The sequence below is a fragment of the Pseudomonas sp. B414 genome, assembly GCF_055408445.1.
This window is the reverse complement of record NZ_JBUZTQ010000010.1, coordinates 14,390-33,924: the sequence shown is the minus strand read 5'-3', so window position 1 is coordinate 33,924 and position 19,535 is coordinate 14,390. Positions and strand designations below refer to the sequence as shown.

The 19,535-nt window shown below is 55.8% G+C and carries 13 protein-coding genes and 1 pseudogene; 1 reads left to right on the top strand and 13 read right to left on the bottom strand.

Annotated elements, in window-relative coordinates; all coding sequences use genetic code 11:
- Positions 1-20: 20 nt before the first annotated feature.
- The 4 genes from ACZRMH_RS10960 to ACZRMH_RS10945 form a co-directional block, all read right to left on the bottom strand.
- On the bottom strand, positions 21-1,907 hold the full coding sequence (locus tag ACZRMH_RS10960; RefSeq protein WP_102879537.1) for a UvrD-helicase domain-containing protein: 1,887 nt from the start codon (positions 1,905-1,907) through the stop codon (positions 21-23).
- Positions 1,908-1,909: 2 nt separating this feature from the next.
- Positions 1,910-3,880 carry an ATP-dependent nuclease gene (locus tag ACZRMH_RS10955; protein ID WP_102879538.1) on the bottom strand — a complete coding sequence of 657 codons (1,971 nt, stop codon included), beginning with the start codon at positions 3,878-3,880 and terminating at the stop codon, positions 1,910-1,912.
- 328 nt (positions 3,881-4,208) lie between these two features.
- Positions 4,209-5,357, bottom strand: coding sequence for a beta family protein (locus ACZRMH_RS10950; RefSeq protein WP_157815126.1), 1,149 nt, complete (start codon positions 5,355-5,357; stop codon positions 4,209-4,211).
- A 2-nt stretch (positions 5,358-5,359) separates the two neighbouring features.
- Positions 5,360-6,571 carry an ImmA/IrrE family metallo-endopeptidase gene (locus ACZRMH_RS10945; protein WP_102879539.1) on the bottom strand — a complete coding sequence of 404 codons (1,212 nt, stop codon included), beginning with the start codon at positions 6,569-6,571 and terminating at the stop codon, positions 5,360-5,362.
- 523 nt (positions 6,572-7,094) lie between these two features.
- Between ACZRMH_RS10945 and ACZRMH_RS10940 the strand changes: the two are divergent.
- Positions 7,095-7,264, top strand: a pseudogene (locus ACZRMH_RS10940) (IS66 family transposase); the annotation flags it as partial.
- 1,321 nt (positions 7,265-8,585) lie between these two features.
- On the opposite strand, the gene ACZRMH_RS10935 reads toward ACZRMH_RS10940, so the two are convergent.
- From ACZRMH_RS10935 to ACZRMH_RS10895, 9 genes are all read right to left on the bottom strand, one after another.
- Positions 8,586-9,593, bottom strand: coding sequence for a serine/threonine-protein kinase (locus ACZRMH_RS10935; RefSeq protein WP_464013450.1), 1,008 nt, complete (start codon positions 9,591-9,593; stop codon positions 8,586-8,588).
- Positions 9,590-10,318: a PP2C family protein-serine/threonine phosphatase gene (locus ACZRMH_RS10930; RefSeq protein ID WP_464013449.1), complete on the bottom strand. Its 729-nt coding sequence runs from the start codon at positions 10,316-10,318 to the stop codon at positions 9,590-9,592. Before ACZRMH_RS10930 ends, ACZRMH_RS10935 begins: the two co-directional genes overlap by 4 nt.
- Positions 10,318-13,845 carry a type VI secretion system membrane subunit TssM gene (gene tssM / locus ACZRMH_RS10925; RefSeq protein ID WP_464013448.1) on the bottom strand — a complete coding sequence of 1,176 codons (3,528 nt, stop codon included), beginning with the start codon at positions 13,843-13,845 and terminating at the stop codon, positions 10,318-10,320. Before tssM ends, ACZRMH_RS10930 begins: the two co-directional genes overlap by 1 nt.
- Positions 13,846-13,858: 13 nt before the next feature.
- A complete protein-coding gene (icmH, locus tag ACZRMH_RS10920; RefSeq protein WP_464013447.1) occupies positions 13,859-14,734 on the bottom strand; it encodes a type IVB secretion system protein IcmH/DotU in 876 nt (291 codons plus the stop codon).
- A 5-nt stretch (positions 14,735-14,739) separates the two neighbouring features.
- On the bottom strand, positions 14,740-16,071 hold the full coding sequence (gene tssK / locus ACZRMH_RS10915) for a type VI secretion system baseplate subunit TssK (RefSeq protein WP_464013446.1): 1,332 nt from the start codon (positions 16,069-16,071) through the stop codon (positions 14,740-14,742).
- Positions 16,068-16,574, bottom strand: a complete 507-nt coding sequence (tssJ, locus tag ACZRMH_RS10910) for a type VI secretion system lipoprotein TssJ (RefSeq protein ID WP_464013445.1) — start codon at positions 16,572-16,574, stop codon at positions 16,068-16,070. Before tssJ ends, tssK begins: the two co-directional genes overlap by 4 nt.
- A gap of 5 nt (positions 16,575-16,579) precedes the next feature.
- Positions 16,580-17,770 (bottom strand): type VI secretion system-associated FHA domain protein TagH, encoded by a 1,191-nt coding sequence (gene tagH / locus ACZRMH_RS10905; protein WP_464013444.1) that lies wholly within the window; start codon positions 17,768-17,770, stop codon positions 16,580-16,582.
- A 17-nt stretch (positions 17,771-17,787) separates the two neighbouring features.
- On the bottom strand, positions 17,788-17,928 hold the full coding sequence (locus ACZRMH_RS10900; protein WP_464013443.1) for a type VI secretion protein: 141 nt from the start codon (positions 17,926-17,928) through the stop codon (positions 17,788-17,790).
- Between the two features lie 87 nt (positions 17,929-18,015).
- Positions 18,016-19,533, bottom strand: a complete 1,518-nt coding sequence (locus ACZRMH_RS10895; protein ID WP_464013442.1) for a sigma-54 interaction domain-containing protein — start codon at positions 19,531-19,533, stop codon at positions 18,016-18,018.
- Positions 19,534-19,535 lie beyond the last annotated feature (2 nt).

Genomic DNA, 19,535 nt, shown 5'->3' with positions numbered 1-19,535 from the left:
CTACCATTTGAGGCGCGGCACTAGTCTGTAGTGATCTCGGGAACGGCAGCGTCGCTCAGAAGCTGATACAGCTCGGCCACACGACGCCGCTGGCCGCGCTCTCGACAGAAAGCAAAGATCGCGCGCTGCTTGGCGCGTGTGAGTGCCACGAAAAAAGTTGCAAGGCCTTCGGCGTTACCCGGTGTGTGTGCCCACCAAGCATGATCATCAAGGCCGACGAAGACAATGGTGTCGTATTCGAGTCCCTTGCTCTTGTGGACGGTCATCAGTGGAATTTGCTCGAGGCCCTCAAAGGCATCCAGACAGATCGTCCAGTTCGCAGCCCCCCTCGCCGAAGCGGCGAGATGCAACTGGAAGGCTTCGACCATGATTGCGAGCAGATCGCCTGATGAATATTCAAGGTAGGTTCGCGCTACTGCTGAGAGATCCAGGAATGCCAGTACTCGGTTTACGAGGGTCGTGACACTCACCTCCGTCGGGGGAGTGTTTCTCATCTCCGCTCGCATCGTCGCCAAGAAGGCTGTGAGCTCGGCGTCAGTGCGTGCTTCGGTGATGTCGTCACCGTCCGCTAACGCTCGCACTGCCGAGAGTGCAGCAGAGCATATTTGCCATGCGTCCGGAGCGCGCTGCGTTGAACCGAGTCGAAATAAGCCGATCGCAATTCTAGCGAACTCATCTGAGAGTAGATCCTGCAGAGTCGTACGTCCGAGTGAGTGGCTTTCATTTCGCAGTCGTAGGCCCGCTTGGGCAAACGTCGCAGCAAGATCGGCCTCGACATCGTCGGACTTTTGCTTGACCAAGATTGCGTAATCTCGAGGTGCACGGCCGCGCGTTGCCATATCGGTCGCGAGCCACCGCGCAAGGTATTCGGCTTCGCGCGAAATCGTCGGAATATTCCAAACCTGGGCGACATCGCCGTCGACCTGCCGCACAGCCTGGGCCACAGTGAGCGCGCTATGGGGATCTAGCGCTCTTGCGACGACATGCTGGATTCGGACGAGATCTGGCGAGGATCGGAAATTGAAAAGTAGCTGAATGCGAGTAGCAGCAAAATCTATCGCAAACCGCTCAAAGGCATCGGTTCGTGCACCAGCCCAAGTCATTATGCGTTGTTTGTCATCTCCGACCGCCGTCACAGCAATTTCGCCGCCGCTAAATGCCGAGAGCAGGAAGTCGTACTGCGCGAAGGTTGTGTCCTGAAATTCATCCACAAAGACGAACGGATAGGTCAACTGGAGTGCGCGCCGTATGTGCGGGCAGGAACGCAAGAGCAATTCAGCTAATCGATTGATGATTACAAATGTGAGGGTGGACCGGGGCTGCGTTGCTAGCTGTCCTGCCAACCAGCGCTGGATGATGAACTCCGCACCCGATTGCGGCGCTTGTTGCGTGATAGGGAGACGGTAGGCACCGACATGGCGAGCTTCAAAACTTTCAGCGTGAAAGCCCGCGATCTCAGTCCGCCATTGCGGGGGAGCAGTGTTGCTGGAAAGGTTCAAGAACCCCTCTTTCTGCCGACGAGTGGGGAATACGAGGTCGTATGGACGGGTCGGACACCAGTGAGCGGGAATAGCTGACAAGAACCGATCAACCAAGCCTTTGGCGAAGGCGTCGAAGGTGAGCGAAGTAAAGCGGTTAGCCAGTTCAGCCGGACACCGCTTGCGAACCCGTGTGGCGAGATTTTCTGCCGCATCGCTCTTGAAGGAGATTGCCAGGACGCGATAAGGCGCTGGGCATAACCCCGTTTCGAGTAGGTAAACGGCGCGTTGTGCGAGAAACTCGGTCTTTCCTGCGCCCGGACCGGCTATAACGCAGGTCGAGCCGGCTTGGCGCAATGCGCGCCACGCGTCAGGCTCAAGGTCATCTATACCTCGTGGTCGCCAATCTTGTGATCGGATGATTGGCATGATCAAAGCACTGGCGGTGCGGGTGGTACAGGTGGCGCTAGACGGGCAGCAATGGATGTCAGAATCGCCCGCAACTCCTCTGGAGCGCCTGCTGTTAAATCCTGGGATGTCTGCGCACTAAGAACACGGACGTGCGTGCTGGGCTTACCACGCCCAAGGAAAAGATAGCGATACCATCGCAAGAGTTGATCTTGGTCTGCACCATAGAGGTAGCCTTGACCTTCGTCGCCCAGCACCGCCGTACGTGGGTCACCCCGTTGCGACGGCCCCAGTCGACCGGGCTCAAGAACCTGGTACGCAGCAGGAAAGGCACGCATCATCGAATAATCAAGATCCAGAGGAGAGCAGAAAAACACGTTGAATCGTCGCAATGAAGTGGCCCAGTTAGTCAAACCGACGAAGTCTGTTATTAGGTGCGTATCAAAGACAGCCAGATTTGATGCAGGCCCCGCAGGGTCTGGCTGTGCGAAGATTGCCTGCGGCGAAACACCATTTTCTAAAAGTTGGGCGCATGCTGTCTTGATGCGGCCCCATCCGCCGCCGTCACGCCCCCAATCAAGATCGAGGAGCGTCGCGTAGGGGATGTCGAGATCAGCCAGGAGACGCCACAGATGATTGACGTGCCGCCCACCGAGGGGAACGACGGCAACGAAGGAACGATCTATGTCGAAGCCCATCGCCTCGGCGAGGCGTGGCAGCACCACTTCTTCGGTGGCGCCCTCCCCAAGCACCGCAAAGCGGGCGAAGTAAAGCTCAGGGTAGGTGCGGACGGCCTCTCGCACAAATTTCGATGCTTCCTCCTGACCGATCGGTAACTTAATAGCCCTAACCCGGGCAGTTCGGCTGGCTGGGTCGAGACGGAAATGCCTGACTTGCGACGGATCAACTCGCGCAAGAATGCTCGCTGAATGACTAGAAATAACCGCCTGAGCTCGATTCCCGCTCGTTAAATCTTCGATTTGCCGAACGATGCGTGAAAGGTAGAAAGGAGCGAGATTGTTCTCCGGTTCCTCGACCGCGATGAGCGTCAATGCAGGCAGAGGCACTCCGCCAGGCTGGAATCCAGCCGCCTCCGGGTCATCGGCGATACCGCCCTCGACATCCAGCGTTGCTGCCGTCATCGCTAAATGAAACAGCGAACGCTGTCCATCGCTCAGCTCGTCGAGCGCGCGCTCACGGCCTGCTATATCGGGATGGAAAACTACTTCGACCTTTCGGATGAACTCCTGAAAACGCAGGTCGACTGGCCGAAACAGTGGAGTCGTTTCAGTACCTGCGTTATGGACCTCTTGCCAACGTCGCTGCACAGCGGCTGCAACGAGGTCGACAGCAGGCTCACCGGCGAAGGCGCCATTCAGTGTGGCACCGGCTTCGGAGAATGTGTCCCGAACACCCTGAGACCAGTTGATTGCACGCCATAAACGTCCACGCAGAAAGGCCGTTACTTGGGATGCGCCATCGCGCGATGCGGGCACATAGATCATCTGGATGCGATTGCGGTCGATAGCCTTCAGCTCAATGCAATCAGCCTCGTTGAATTCTCCGAGGTTACGAACTGCGCGATATTTCTGCTCAATGAACCCGTCAAGTGATCCGTCATCTGTCCAGGTTGCTTCAAGCCTAAGTCGACATTTCAGCCGGCCTGCTTCGTCGGCGGCCATCTGGTTGAAGAACTCCGGAATAGCTACCCCATCACCTCCATTTTCCAGTTCGGGAAAAGCGATGATTGCCTCAAGCACAAAGGTACGCTGGACCGGCGCAGCAGTCTCATCGGCGGGAATATGAAAGTCATGGAGCCTCAGACGCCGATGCTCCCCGGTGATGCCGAAGAGCCGCTGAAGCGCCTGCATCACCGCGGTCTTGCCTGCACCATTGACGCCTATGAATGCCGTGAGACCGGGCGTGAGATCAATCGTCAACGCCTCAGGACCGAAGCATCGGAAATTGATCAGATTGAGCCGCTCAATGAACATATCTATACGACCTCCAGACTTGGAGTCTCGATTGTTTGGTGTAGTCGCTTGATGGTCAAGTGCGGTACCGATAGATCGATCGATTAATCGGTAAATACTCAACTCAGACCGCTGAAAATCATTCCAGGCCTTGTTGAGCCAATAGACATTGGCTTCGTTCAGGCATACTGGTGTTGCCGTTGGAAGCTATGAAGCCGTCTTGTACTTTAGCCATCACACGCAAATCCAGATATAATCGCAGAAGCCCCCCTAAAGATGCTCCGTTTGAGCAAGAAACTCAGCACCTCTAAATTTATTATTAATATTAGAACGCCTTAAAAAACTCAAATCAAACACCAGCAACTGATCTAGCCTCAACAATAACACGCTGCCTTTTAAACTCTTCAACTTCCTTCAAAACATACTCAACATGGTGAGTAGTATCAATAGCAATCCACTTTGATGCCAACCCTCTAAACGCCCAGTGGCTACAATCTAGGAGTTCTTTGTCACCCCAGCTAAATTCCGGCCCTTCATAATATCCAGAATCGATAATTTTCTGGGCAAGGCCATAGTATTGACCACCCTTCTCACCAGTTTTTAATTGATAGCCTCGGGCGATAAAGTAGCCATCCTGAATGGTATATCTAATTTTACCGTTCTGATTGCCTGCCCCACCCGATACTAGAGAGCCAGGACCCCTCACACCATAATCGGAAAAACCTACATCTTTAAAGCCTTGCAGAGAAACAATACTTTTCCATGCAAGCATTTCTTTGCGAGGAACTGTTTTCTCTGTGCTCGGTAATGGAACAACCGAGGAAATATAAGCACCTATTGAACAACCCGAGACGACAAATTTTTGATGCCCAGCACGCCTAAAAATTTCAATTACACGCTCGGCCTGCGTGGTTATTTTTGGGATCTCATACTTTGCGGATGTGACATCACCAAAATCGATCATAACTGCTGTCGCACGAGGATCATAGTTAAGAGTAGCTGCAATATCTTCCAGCCTGGCTAAAAACTCATCTTCCTCGGCCATCTCTTCCGCAGAGTCAACATTCATCACAAGCCTAAGAATGACCTCCTTATCTGCCTTGTGAGTTAATCCTTTGAATGCGTATACATATATCGGATCATCCCAACGCATACAATCCACAACGGGAGTAACTCTCACTCCAAAATGTTCTGCTTGCTTACAAAAAAACTGGATTACATGTTCACCACCTTCAGTCTGGGCGTTAGGCGCCCATAGAGGCAAATCTACATAAGCATCCCTGTGCTTCCATACTTTAGAGATGGCATGAGCAATATTTGTAAGAAACGCTTCTACAACTGAGACATTCTTTCCTTTAAACTTTTCCTTGTCTTTGTCTGTAATCTGAGGTACGTCAAACCAAGGCTTAAGATTGTTCCTTGTGCTCTCAAAAAGGCAGCCTAACGCGTCTAACTCTCCTTCTTTAGCCTTGAGTATTGGAATATAAGTTGATTGCATTTTCATTCACCTTCTGAAGTATTAAAAAACAAACGTCTTACATCCCCATGCCCGATCAGGTCATTGTACAACTGATAATTTTCCGTCTCCCTTCTTATCCTACCCGCGATAATAGAAGGATGAATTTTAAGCTCCCTTGATAGCTTATCTATATTTTCACGACTTGGAGCAAGGCATGCCTCGCTACGCCGCCATAAAATACGGGGAATAAACGCCTCTCTAGCAAGGCGGTTCGCTTCGGCTTCTCTCTTATCTTCAGATGTAGCATCCAAATCATCGAGAAAGGTTTCATTTTTTCCTACGTGCTTCCACAAATGAGCAAGCTCATGCAACAGCGTAAACCAAAAATTATCCAGCCTATCATGACGTAATGTCATACCAATTATAGGTTGTCCATCTACATCCTTTAAAGCTGCCCCATCCAACAATGTGCCCTTCAAATGAGGCTCCACTATCAGGGCGATACCACTTTTTTGCAAAAACTCTACCGCCAGCAAAGGCCCATTATCAAACCAGCTTAAGCGAGCAACTTCTTGTAAAAAAGAAGCTGACATGACACTTTCACTAAAAACACCGATTGAAGATTTTTTTTCACGAGACTTCTGAATCACCCTTACAAGCCATGCATAAAGAGCATATTTAGTTGTGGGTGAATAAGCATCCCCAGCAAGTGAGCGTTTGAAAGCCGTATCCCCGAACTGCCATCCAATTTGAGATATAAACTCTTGAACAATATCCTCAGTTGAGCGCGATACTTTTCCAGCAAACTTTTGGATCCACCCCCTTGCAATCATCTCCTTAACGGGAAATCTGGACCAATCAATGTCATTTTTTGTTTTTTGGCTTTCAGAATCACCCACACCTATAAGTGTTTCTGCTGAAATACCTAACCCGATTGAGATGGCTCTGATCATCGGGACAGTTAATGGTCTTTTCCTCGACAATATCTCTGAAACTCTACTTCGCGTTCCAAAATAGGGTATAAGATCGGCCTGTTTATACCCTTTCTCTTGCATACGAAAAATAATGGCATCAACGGGATCAGGTAGCTCCACGGGATAGCGTTTGCTCTCATATGCCTCTATCAGCACGATAAGTAACTCAAGACGCTCACTGTTTTCAGATCCAGGGGTCGGCATAAGAGTCATGAGCTTATGGAGTTCATCCAAGTAAGCTCTATGCTGCTCTTCTGTGCGAATTACCCTAGTATCCATTTGCATCTTCTATATTTACCAAACCGGTGATCAAAACGACTTTTTGCGGAAAGCTCACAAACACCTCTATAACATGCAGCCCTGAAGACACTGAAAAACGGTATTTACCAGAGCCTATTTCTAGTGCCTTTGGGAATTGCGTCAAGACATCCCCAGGTCCGGCCCACGCCGCATGGCACACCTCTGAAAGCCAGGCTGACACCCAAAGATCTGTAGCCCTCTCTCGCCCCCTAAGGCTTTCGAGCTTGTCCCTACCAAAAAGATACATAAATGTGTTCCCAATTTGGGATTAGAATACGTCGGAAAGCGGCCATCGTCAATTTATATTCCCAATATGGGAACACGGCCAAGTCATGGCCTTTTACCATCGCTATTCGTTTTAGCAGAACACATGCTCCTTTAGGAAGACCCCCCGCACCCCGCTTAGTTAATATTGCTTTTGTGGAGGCTTCAGCCGTGTGCTGGGAAACTCGCATGCACGGTTCTTAGGGGGTTGGATGAGGGTAACCGTGCCTGACAACCCGACAATCAGATCCGGCCGTGGGCGCGGAGTCGCAAGAATTGGCCACTTGACGGCTCACTGCCCAGCGACAAACGAGCGGTAGCGCTCATGAGTCTGATCCAACCGGCACGGTTCAACGGGCATGACCCGTATGCCATCTGAAGGATGCACTCACGCGCCTACCGACGTAGCGGGCGAGTGATATTTCCGAGTTGCTACCGCACAGATGGTAACCGGCTTAGTTACGCAAGACGGAGGCCCGGACGCATACCAAATCACCAAGGTTCACCAGGGACGAGCCCAATGCTTCTCGCAGGTCGTGCCTGATGACCCATTACCCTGATCGGCGGCCTTGGCGCTCATACACCACTGGCTGCTTGCATTGAAATTTTCGGGCAAGCAACGCCCGCCTGATTTCACTATTCTGTGCCCTAGGCAGCACCCATTGGTGAAGACGGGGCGAAACTAGGCGCTTTACAGTCAATAGATATTACCGCGATGCCACAGTTCAAGGAGCAGGAAAAGGCTAAACTTTGGCTCACTCAGTTTGACAACAAGCCAGCTAACCTCGCAATCGCTGAGAAACTGTTGGATTCGGTCAACTACTGTCCTGTCGTTGAGCTCAAAAGCAGCCTGATCAAGCTACTTCGCCAAAAACTCCCACTTAAAAGCGGCTCAAGGCCGCTATTTCCGTAGCTTCCAGGCGTTAAGTGGGCCTTAGTGGAAGCAAATATGGCGCAGCGGACGAGACTCGAACACAACCAAGCCTCTCAAATGGTAAAGCTATTAAGATCCAAGATATCCGTGGGAGTAAATGTGGGAGTATTTTTCAGGCATGAAAAAGCCCAACCTTTTCAGATTGGGCTAAGTCATTGAATAATATGGTCGGGACGGAGTGATTCGAACACTCGACCCCTAGCACCCCATACCTGGGGTAGGCAGATATGCACGGGGCCAAGGCGGAAATACTCTAAGAGTTGAGATCCTTGGCGCGGCCCAGGTTGCCAAATTCCTGTGCTTCGCACGCAGTTATCGCATAGGGGCCGAAACCGACCTGCTCCGATTAGGCTTGGTGCACCTCACCGCTCATGCCGGCGTCATTGTTGAAAGCCCAGCTGTCCCCCAAGCCCCATCGGCACACAGTGGTTGCGCATCTTGCGGATTGGCGTGATGCCCGAGGTTATGCTCGAGCACAGGCATTGGGCGCCACCGCACCGCTGGCCGCTATGGAAGTGGCCGATCAAACCTTCATCTCAAACAACCCTAGACTTATTTACGCGAAGAAACCTCAAGCCCACACCGAAGCCCAAACGAAATACACTGATCCAGGCACTGCCAGACTTGAGGCCGTTGGAAATCGCCGTTCGCGATCGCTTGTACACCCGGTGCGAACGGGGGCAAAACTGGGGGCACAATTCTATTTTTTCAGGCTGTAACTACCGCCCTAGAGCCCAGTCAAAATGTTTTTTGGGGATCCGGAGAGCCTTTGAGAATGGCCTTGGTAAAAAATGCTCATCCTTTGCGCCAACACATCCAGCGTTGCAGCCGGGATGGCGTGACGGTAAAAGCGTCACGCAATTGCCTGGCAGTGATCGTTCGATCCGCCACGTCGAAAGCCAACGCTGCACGCAAGGCGGGCCAGACATGTCCTGGCAAGTTGAGCGGTGCTGGCAACTCGCGCTCCAACTGTTGATTTCGAGCCTCGGTCGAGGGCAAGCGGCGGAACGGATGCTTGCCTCCCGACAGTTCATAAATCACACACGCCACGCTATAGACATCGGCACTGGCAGACAGTGGCTGGCCTTCGAGTAACTCCGCAGCCGCGTAACCGCAAGTCCAGCCGTTGAAACGCTCGCGGCTCAGCTGCGGCAGGCCAGGCAATATGCCCTCCTGCGCCTGACCAAGGCCGAAGTCAAACAGGCGTATGCCCTCATCGCTGAGCATGACGTTGCTGGGTTTCACATCACCATGCAACACCCCGCGTGCATGGGCGTGGGCCAGTGCATCGAGCAACGCCAGCGTGATATCGCGCAACTCATCCCAAGGCAGGCCATGGGGTCGTTCGCAAAGGAAGTTGTCCAGGGTCAAGCCAGGCATCAGTTCCATGGTAATGAAGGCCCGCTGGCAATCACTGTCGACTTCAAAGGTGTGAACACGCACTATGTTGTCGTGACGCAGGTATCGAGTCAGGGCGAACTCGCTGTAAAGCAAGGCGCTGGCGTCCGGTGAGTCGGCAAGGTCTTCGCTGAGGATTTTCAACGCGATATACGGCGCTGGCTCACCGAACTGCTCACTTAGCAGGTCCCGCGCCCGGTAGACCGCGCCCATGCCACCGGCGCCAAGCAGGCGCTCGATACGGTAACGCCCTGCCAGGACCTTGGGTAGCTCCCCTCTGACCGCCTTGGTTGGCGCTATCACAGCTTCAGCTGTGCACGGCTTGGCGAATGCAAAGTAGGTCAGGTTGCTGCCCTGCTCTTCACTTGCTGGCAGGATGTCGATCGCTCGCATGTGTTCATTCATTGGCGGATTACTACCGCAGTCAGGTTGTCCCGGGCCGAGCCACGCAGTGCACCGTCAAACAAACGCGCCAACGCAACCTGTGGCGCGATCAGGCTCAACGCGTCGCCGAGAACATCGCTGCCAAGCCCCTGGTACAGGCCATCGCTGCAGAGCAGGAATGCATCACCGGGATAGACCTCAAGCTCCAGCACATCCAGGGTCAAATGCTCGGCAGCCCCGATCGCACGGGTCAGGGCATGCGCTGAAGGATGGTTGCTGGCCTGTTCGATACTCATCTGTTGTTCGTCGATCAGTTGTTGTAGCAACGAATGGTCCCTGGACAGTTGATACAAACGCTGGCCACGCCACAGGTAGCAACGGCTATCGCCAGCCCATATACAGGCCGCACGTTTGCCCGCAACCAGCAGCGCCACCACGGTGCTGCCCATGATGTTGTCGCGGCGTCCGGCAGTCACCGTCAGCTCCTGCCCGAAACGACGGTTGAGCCAGTGCAAGCACTGGCGAATACCTTTGAGGCGCTCGTCGAAATCTGCCTGCACCGGCAATTGCGCCAGGCTGGAGACGATCAACTGACTGGCAATGTCCCCTCCTTGATGACCACCCATGCCGTCCGCGACCACCCACAGCCCCTGCTGGGGTGCGTCCAGGAAGGCGTCTTCGTTGCGCGCCCGAACCTTGCCTGCTTCGGTCCGTGCAGCGCTACGCCAGGGCCGGGTGTGCAACATTAGAGTTGCACCGGCATGCGAAAAGTACGCAGCACGGCCATGTCGAACGGGTTGGGCGCGCGTTGACTGGTCAACAAGTAGTTAGCGCGCAGGCCACCTATGTCAGCCTTGAGCACCAGGACATCGCGCCCGGTAAGACTTTCGGTCTGCATCAAATCAATCAATCGGAACAACGACCAAGGGCCGCTGTTCTTCTCGATACCCAGCGGGCGGCCGGCCATTTTGTCGAGCACCAGGCTGGTCCGTCCGCCTTCAGCGTCGGTTGGCCATTTGAATGCCACCGGCACTATCGGGCCATGACGATACTCGAGGGCCTTGTCGCCAAACTTGAACTCGGCACGGCTGACAGCCGGGTCAAGGGTGTAAGGCTCCAGCTTGAACTGCACCAGAGGTTCGGCCGGGTTGTCGGCGAAGAAACTTTGGCGGATCACAAGCGCGGCGGCCATCTGATCAAGGTAGGTCTTGGAGATCGGCAGGCTGTGACCATCGACGCTGCGCAGGCGGTAGTTACCCGGATCACCGCTGACAAACGCACGCAGGTAGCTGTCGAAGAAGCGCTCGGCAATCCCCTGGCCCTTGAAGAAGTCGCGAAAGTCGCTGATCGCCACGTCACTGACGCTATGGGCATTGAACGGATAACGCTTGCTGATCGCCTTACTGTAGAAACTGTAAACTTCGCTTTGATAGCGCTGATTCACATATCGACCCGAGTCTGCAAGCACCAGACGCCAGGCGTCTTCGGCCAATTCGTTGAACCACACGCCTACAGGCTGTGGCAAGCGTACCGACGCATTACGCAGGTTGCTCAGTGCATCGCGCTGGCCGCTCATGCGGGCCTTGGCCATGTCAAACGCGGCCTGTTCTGGCGAACTGGCCCGGGCCAGGCTGGCCATCTGCATTTGCAGTTCGTTGAGGGCGGCCAGGGCCGGGGTCAGACCAGCGGTTGGACCGTTGTTGTCATCCAGCAGGCGGTGCAGCGAATCAAAGCGACTTTGCAGCGCCTTCTTCGCCGTATCCGGCAGCTTTTTGATCACCGCGTCTGAGGCCTTGCCCACCGCGGCTACCGACAGTTTACCGAGCTTGCCGCCCTTGTCGGCCACCTTGCCGGCGGCCTCAACGGCATCATCTGGCATATCCGTCAGCACTGGAAAGCGAGTGTTTTCACGCACTTGCACCAACAGTTGAAGGAGAGGCGAATTGGCCGACGTCAGGCTCGCCAGTTGTTCGGCGCCGTCACTGTAGTCGTCGACACCCGCCAGCGCGACCCGGCCCACCGCTTCACCCCAGAAGTTTGCGTAGTCGCGAAAATACAGTTGCTCGAGTTCAACCATCAGCCGACGCAAGTCCATGCCGCTGAGGCCCGAGCTCTCACCGAGCACCCAGTTGTCATTCAAGAGTTCAGTGACCAGCGTCGACCCCTGCACCGAAAAATACTGCTGGTAGCCGGTCTGGGTATAAAAACCCGGGATGACATAATCAGTTCCGACAAACAACGACGCCTGCGGGCCGAGGTGTTGGCTCAAACGGTATTCCGGCAGGTGACGGGCCTGCTCGCGCAGCATCCGATACACGACGCTGGCCAGAGACTCACGACGCAAAACCTGACGCGCCTGCGTCACCAATTGTTCATTGAGCTGATAAGTAAACGGCTGCTTGAGCAAGCGCGCGAAGTGACTGTTCAACCCGTTTTGCACCGTGGTGTTGCCGGGGTAACGCCGGGACCATTCGCTGGCGACCCACTCCTTGAGCCAGGACGCGTCACGGCGATCCTGTGTACTGAGCATCAGATATGCACGCAGACTGTTGAGCAAACGATCGCGATCTTTCATGTTGGCGCGAATCTGCCCTTCCAGCTGTGCCGCGACCCGTGGCAATAACAGCCCTTCAAGCTCACGCTCATAGGCGCTCTTGACCACCGGGTTAACATATTCACCCTGATACAAGCCGACACGCTGGTGGTAACTCACATCACTTTTTTTCGGGAACACTTGAGTCGCGGCATAATCGGTGTCAAGAGTCTTCAGCTCCGTCATGGCATCATCAGGGGTGGCAAGGCTCAGGCGCTGCTGTGCCCCGATGTGTGCCAGGTTGCGCAGGGTTTCCAAACGCTCGTGGTTGGCAGAGAAAGCCCCCGACCAGAGCAGGCCAAAAAGCGCCAGAGCGGCCAACGCGCCCGCGTAGAGCGCACGCTGGCCCCAGTGAATGCGGCGACGCTCGTGCTTGTCCAGGCCTGCAAGATCGGCCTCCGGAAAAATGACCCGGCTGAGCAAATGGTGGATAAAGCGTGAACGGCCACTGCGCAGGGTCGGCAATACGCCAGACTTCAGCCCCAGGTTGGCGCCGATACCGGCGGTGGTGGCGTCCATTGGCTCATTCAGGTGCGGTGCGCTGATCAGGTAAAAGCCACGCAACTGACTGGCACGCTGGTAACGGTTGCCGGTGAACGCCATATCGACGAACAGGCATAAACGCTCGCCGATTTGCCCCAACTGATGCGGGAAGTCGAGAATCCGGCCACGGCGCTGGGTATCCCGCTCCTGATGGATGCGTGTGATCACCTGGCTGTTGAGACGATGCAGCAACGCTTCAAACTCAGTACGCAGCACGCTCACATCAGTGCCGCTCTGCTCCTTGCGAAAACTGGTGCCGAGCACCTGATCACTTTCTTCGCGGCTCAATTGATCAAAGAACTCATCGAAACCGAGCAAACGATCCGCCTTGCTCAGTACCAGGTAAATGGGCACATCAACATGCAACTTCTGATGCACGTCCTGCAGCCGAGCGCGTGTCTGACGGGCCAAGGCTTCAAGGTTGTGTTCATTGCCGCTCAGCAGGGCCTCCACTTCAATGGTGACCAGCACACCGTTCAACGGGCGCGTACGACGGCGTTTGTGCAGCAGGTCGAGCAGCGTACTCCAGGCACTGCCATCGACGTGGGCATCCTCCTGGGTAAAGTAACGCCCGGCAGTATCGATCAGCACACCATGATCGGCGAAGTACCAGTCGCAGTGTCGAGTCCCGCGGGTATCGCGGGTCAGTTTGCGATCAATCTTGTTGATCGGAAACTCAAGCCCCGAGAAGTCCAGCAAGCTGGTTTTGCCACTGCCCTGCGGACCAATCAGCAAGTACCACGGCAAATCACTGCGCCAGCGTTCGCTACGACCGCGATACAGGCTCGACGTCTTCAGGGTCTTCAGCGCGTCCTTGAAGCGCGCCTTCAACTCCTGGTGCTCTTCGTCGATCTGCTCTTCACGGCGGATACGACCCTGTCCGTCTTCGCTGGCCTCGACCGCTTTTTTGCGCACGCCCGCGCGCCAGCTGACAAATACCATGCCCAGCCCCCAGATCAGGAAGAGCACGCTGATGGTCAGCAACCGTGAGGTCGGCCCCGCCCAGAACTTGTAGTCATCAACCGCCAGCAGCGGCCCGGCGAACCACACCAGCAACGCGACGAACAGCACCAGCAGCAGTGTCCAGACCCAAGTCTTGCGCAAGATTGCGCCGACTTCCTTGAATATTTTTTTCATCATACGTCCCTGTTTACGGCTGCGACTGCGGCGCGGTCGCCGCCGGATCAATCCACTGGTAAGGCTGCACAACGCTGTCGCGCTGTTCGCTCAACACCCAGGCGAAGCCCGAATACATCACCACCAGGCAGACCACTGTGAACAGCACCACCATCCACGCAGGCACCATGCGCACCAGGCTGCGGCGTTGATGACTCAGGCCCTCCCAGTGCGGTGACAGCTCACGGGGCACATCACCGCGCAGTTGCCGGATCTGGCGATAGAGGGCATCGCGGATACCTTCAAGCTCATGCATGCCGCGTACCTGTACGCGGTACTTGCCTTCAAAACCCAACGCCAGGCACAGGAACATCAATTCCAGCATCGGCAGATGCTTGACCGGGTTTTTTGACAGGCTATCGAGCAACTGAAAAAACTTCTCACCGCCAAAGGTTTCGTTGTGAAAGCTGCTGAGCAGACTCATTTGCGACCATTGGCTTTCATTGCCCCATGACGTCGTGACGACTGCTTCGTCAGCCACGGTGCACAGCACGTAACGGGCGGCCATCACCTGGCTGCCTTCAGCACCGTTGTGCGAGGCGCTGGTTTCAAAAAGCTCCAGTGCGCTGGCCAGTCGTGCTTTAAGCAACTTCAGGTCTTCGGGTGTGTCGCTGTGCTTGAGTCTGACCACTTCTGACAACAACTCGGACGCCGCAGCCACCAGTGAATTGAGACTGATATTGAACGACTCGGCCGGGCGCAGGCGCGCAGCGTAGATCATGCGTTCTTCCAACTGCTCAAAGCGTGGCGGTGCATCGAGGTCCGTCAGTGCAGCCGACGCAGAGTCGGCGCCATTGCGGCCGAACAGGACGGTTTTATCGTCCTGGCTGTATTGGGTTTCCTTGATCATGTCGGTCAATTCCTGATGGCCCAGAATTTCAGTTCAAGCTCGGCAAATTCGCCGGACACATGGAACGCGAAACCACCCGAGCGTTGGAGTTGCTCCTGGTCTTCGGAACTGAGTTCGAGAATGAAATAGGTTTTATTGGAGTGAAACGCGATCTGCCGCGGCGCAACAGGCAACGGTTTGACCTTGATACCGGGCAGATGCAGGTTGACCAGTTGGCGAATACTCTCCACCGGGCCGACCTTGAGATGCGCCGGCAAACGGTGGCGCAGTTCTTCGGGGTCGCAGTTGGCACTCGCCGCCAGCACAAACGAGGCTGAACCCAACAGTGTGTGGTCGTGCAACGGTGAGACGATGATGCCGTATTGACGCGCCTGCAGTGCCAGTTCAATGGCGTGCTGTTCCAGCACCATCGACAACACCTGGCGGATTGCGTCCATCAATTTACGAAAGCTTGCCCCCTGATCGCTGTGCTGATAGTGGCTGTCCACACGCGGGCGCTTGCTATCGCTGGAGAAGGTCGCCAGATCACCGAGCATGGTCAGCAGCGTGCGATACAACTCTTCCGGGTGAACCTGCTCCAGCCCAAGATAGTGGCGCAGCAACAATTCGGTACGGTTGATCAGTTGCAGCATCATGAAATCGCCGACTTCCGCGCCCCCCACCTTGCCATTGGAGCGAATCCGCTCAGCAATAGCGTCGCCCCGATTGCCGAGCATGCTGATCACTTCCTTGAGGCACGACAGCAGGTAGCTGGAGGCGTGCGCCTGGATGTAGGTCGGTACGAAGTCCGGATGAAGGCTGATCACGCCATCCGGGGTGGTGTCGAGCACTTCGCAGATTTTCAGTTTCACGTACGCCTGATCGCTCTGCTGCTCGCCGAGCAACAGCTTGAGGTCCGGCCGGGCGCAACTGACCTGGCTGGCAGAATCATCACCCGCATTGGAGTCGGCTACTTGCGCTTCGTACACGGTGTAACGCGCCAGCACGTCTAACTGCTCGGCACGGCGGGCCTCGATATGGTTACCTGTCACCAACGGCAGGGCCAGGTAGATAGGTATGTTGCCGGTGTTGGGGGGCACGTCCAGAGCCAGTGGCTCGGTGTTGCCTCCCAGCTCGAACAGGCTGCCGTCGGGGAAAATCCCCGATGCCTGACTGATCACCAGTTTGCCCATGTTGAGAAACTGCAAGTCGATGTCTAGACGCAGGAAGCCCCATATGTAGCTACCCAGCAATTGGGTGCGGGTCTTCATCTGGTGGTCGTAGTAGCGATCGTTGTGCTGGAAGTGCTGTGGACGCAGCAACATGCCTTCCTGCCAAATGACTTTATGGGAGTTCATGGTCGGTCAGCCGCCTTGACGAGCAATTCATGGGTGTTGCGAATGCCGCTCTGGTCGAGGGTCAAGTCAACGTCGGTGACCTGTGCCGGGGTGATTTGAAAGGTGTAGTGCCACTGGGTGTCCATGAGGTCACGGTAAGCGGCGAGCACTCCGACATAGCGGCTAGCGCTCTCGACGCTGAGCTTGAGGTCGACGGTTTCGCCCGGACGCAGTTCCAGCTCCTCGGTCGTAACCAGGTCTGCAGCCAGGGTCTCCTTGACGCGCTCGTACAGGCTGAAGAAGTCGGCATTCTCGAACGCCACCGGGTGCTTGAGTTCAAAAAGACGGATGACGATCGGCGATGGACGCCCGTTGAGGTCCGGATTCAACTGATCGCTGGCCGTCAGTTTCAAGTTGAGTTTGGTGACGTCGGAGTACGGCGATAGCGACGAGCAACCGGCCAGCAGCATCCAGGTGATCAGCGCAGTCAGCGCCTTGAAAAAATAAGTCGTACGGCGAGACATGCGCATCATCCTTGGTCGTCATTGTGAAGGGTGGAAATCAGTCGAACCTGTTCTTCGTAGGCCTGGGCGAAATCGCGAGCCATCAGGCGTTCGCTCCAGTCATCATCCTGGCGCAAAGCCTGGTGATAACGCCCATACGCTCTCCAGCGGCTGCCATCGGTGGCGAGCAATGGTTTGTTGTCACGCTCGAAACGCAGGGTAAGCTGCTGCGGCGCGAAGTGCGCCAGGGTGCTGCGCACGACGGCGCGACTGGCCGTCAGCAAGGCCACCTGATGCGCCTGTAAATCGCGGAATGCCCGGGGTATGGCCTGTTCAGGGGGTAACTGCCCTGGCCTGTTCGGCTGCAACAGCAGGCCCAGCACTTCACCGGCATCGATGGCGAGCTTCAGCGGGTTTTTTTGAGCGCCTTGCACCATGCTCTGTGCAAGGCGCAATTCGTTTTTCAACTCATTCCGAGTGCGCAGGCTCTGCTGCAAGCCGCTGACGCTCTGCTTGAGCAAGCTCGCGGCACTTAATGCAAGAGCCTCTCTGGCATCATGGTCAAGGCCTTTGAGGTCCACGCCCAGGGCACCGGCAAACTTGTCCCAGAAGCCGTCAGCCTGATGCTCGACCACAGTCGATGCGGCTACAGGCTCTGGCGGGGCATCGATCAGCTGCGGAACCATGAGGTTTTCCAGGTCGATACGCGCATAGTCAGCGCGCTGACGGGTGTCCTGTGGTGTCAGGCCTGGCGCGATCAGTTCGTCGATCTGCCAATCTGCAGTTCCCTGCTGATCGATGGCATGCAGCGGATCAAGGTCAAGGAATGCATTGTCAGGAATGATGCTGCCAGCGGCTCGCGGGAGACCGACTTCCACATCGAAAGCCGCCTGGGCATGAACCAGCCGTGCACGAATTTCAAAATCACCCAACACGTAGATGCTGCCATGCTCGACACGGACCGATTGGCCCTTGTGCAAGCGCGCGCCGCTGGCCCGTTCAAGGACCCCGTTGCTACTGGTATCGGTCAGGAAAAACGCACCTTCGCGGTAGCTGATCAGCGCATGATGGCTGGACAAATGACGCGTGCCGTCAGCAATGATCCATTCACAATCCTCGCCCCGTCCAATGACGCCACCGGCCTGGGTGAACGTTTTCTGGCACCCTTGCGCAGGCACGAACTGTTTGGTGTTCAGCAGCTCGAAAACCAGTTCCATAGTGATACTCCTTGTGGTCACTTGCCGCGATTGACTGCCTGCGGATCGCCCAGCGGGCGATAGCTGTGGTCGTTGTATTTGTAATTGCCGCTGCAGCCGCCGAGGCCACTAAAAACGACCACTGTCAGCAGGACGGCTTGCCAGTAACGAATAGACATCAGAAAGTCTCCAGGGGCAGCACAAAGCGCCGGCCCTTGCGGTTGTGACGGTTCAAGGCGATAGGTTTGAAAACGCGTGGGCCAGGCCTATGCATCGACGTTTCTCACGTTGATATTCAGGCGTTCGAGGCGGTAGAGAAATGTGCGCCGTGGCAAGCCGAGTTCACGAGCAGAGAGGGTCTGATTACCGTCGTTATTGCGCAGGCAGTCGATCAGCAGGCTGCGCTCAACCTGCTCCATCCGTTCACGCAAGCTCAGCTTTGCCGCCTCGGGCAAGGTGTCCATCCGCAGGGAGAAGTGCTCCACCAGCAACTCGCTGCCTTCGCAGAGCAGTACCGCACGCTCGACCACCCCCTTGAGCTCACGCACGTTGCCAGGGAATGCGTAACTGGCCAGAAGATCCAGCACCGCAGAGGACCAACTCAGCTCTTCACGCTGCAAGAATGCACAGGCCTTGTCGGCGAAATGCCGTGCCAGGTCGAGAGTGTCGTCTTCGCGCTCCCGCAGGGCGGGGAGTTCGATGGGAAACTGCGCAAGTCGATAGTACAAGTCTTCGCGAAACGTCCCCTGGCTGACCAACACCGATAAATCCCGATGTGTCGCGGCAATGATGCGCACGTCAATGGTGTGGGTGTCGCTGGAACCCAGCGGACGAATCTCGCCCTCCTGCAGCACCCGCAATAGTTTGGCTTGCAGCGACAGCGGCATGTCACCGACCTCATCAAGCAACAAGGTGCCGCCATCGGCTGCGTCGAACAGCCCGGATCGGTCACTGTCGGCGCCCGTAAAGGCGCCTTTGCGATAACCGAACAGCTCGCTTTCGAGCAGGTGTTCCGGCACCGCCGCGCAGTTCTGCACAATAAACGCCTTGGAGCGCCGCGGCCCACACTCGTGGATCGCCCGGGCTACGACCTCCTTGCCAGTGCCTGTTTCACCGCCAAGCAGTACGGTGCAAGGGCTGTGCAAGACTTTGCTGATCAGCGAGTAGACATGGCGCATGGCTGCGCTTTTACCCTTCAGGCCATAACCACTGGCACTCGCAGCCGTAACCGGCGTCGGTGATGCCCCGTCGCTTGGCCGTCGTAACCGTTCCAGCAGTTGCAAATGGCCCAGCACGAACGACCCAAGTCGACCAAACGAATCGGCAAAGCCTTGCAGTTCGACGTGCTCATGACTGGCACACAGCAATAACCCTTCTACAGACTTATGCTGACTGACCAACGGCACGCACAGCAGTGTTTGCCACGGCCTCGCCTGGTTCGGCAGAAAACTGGTTTCGTGCAAACTGGCGCTCAATTGACCAATACACACCACGCGGCTTTGGCACAGCGCAAACTGCAGCAGTTGTTCACCGGTGTAGTCCGCTGGCACGCTAGCCGTTCCCCTGGGTTGCAGACTGCCGTTCAGGCACTCGGCATTCAGCTCCAGGAATGAATGAGTGGCATCCAGCAGGTACAGTTGTGCCAGCTCACACCCACTGAGCTCGGCCAGGCCGCGCACAAAGTCACCCCACAGCGCTGTTCCATCAGCCACTCGCGACAGGTTGGTAAATTGCGCAAACAGGGCTTCGGCATAGGCCAATGGTTGCGGCACTTGACTGAACATCG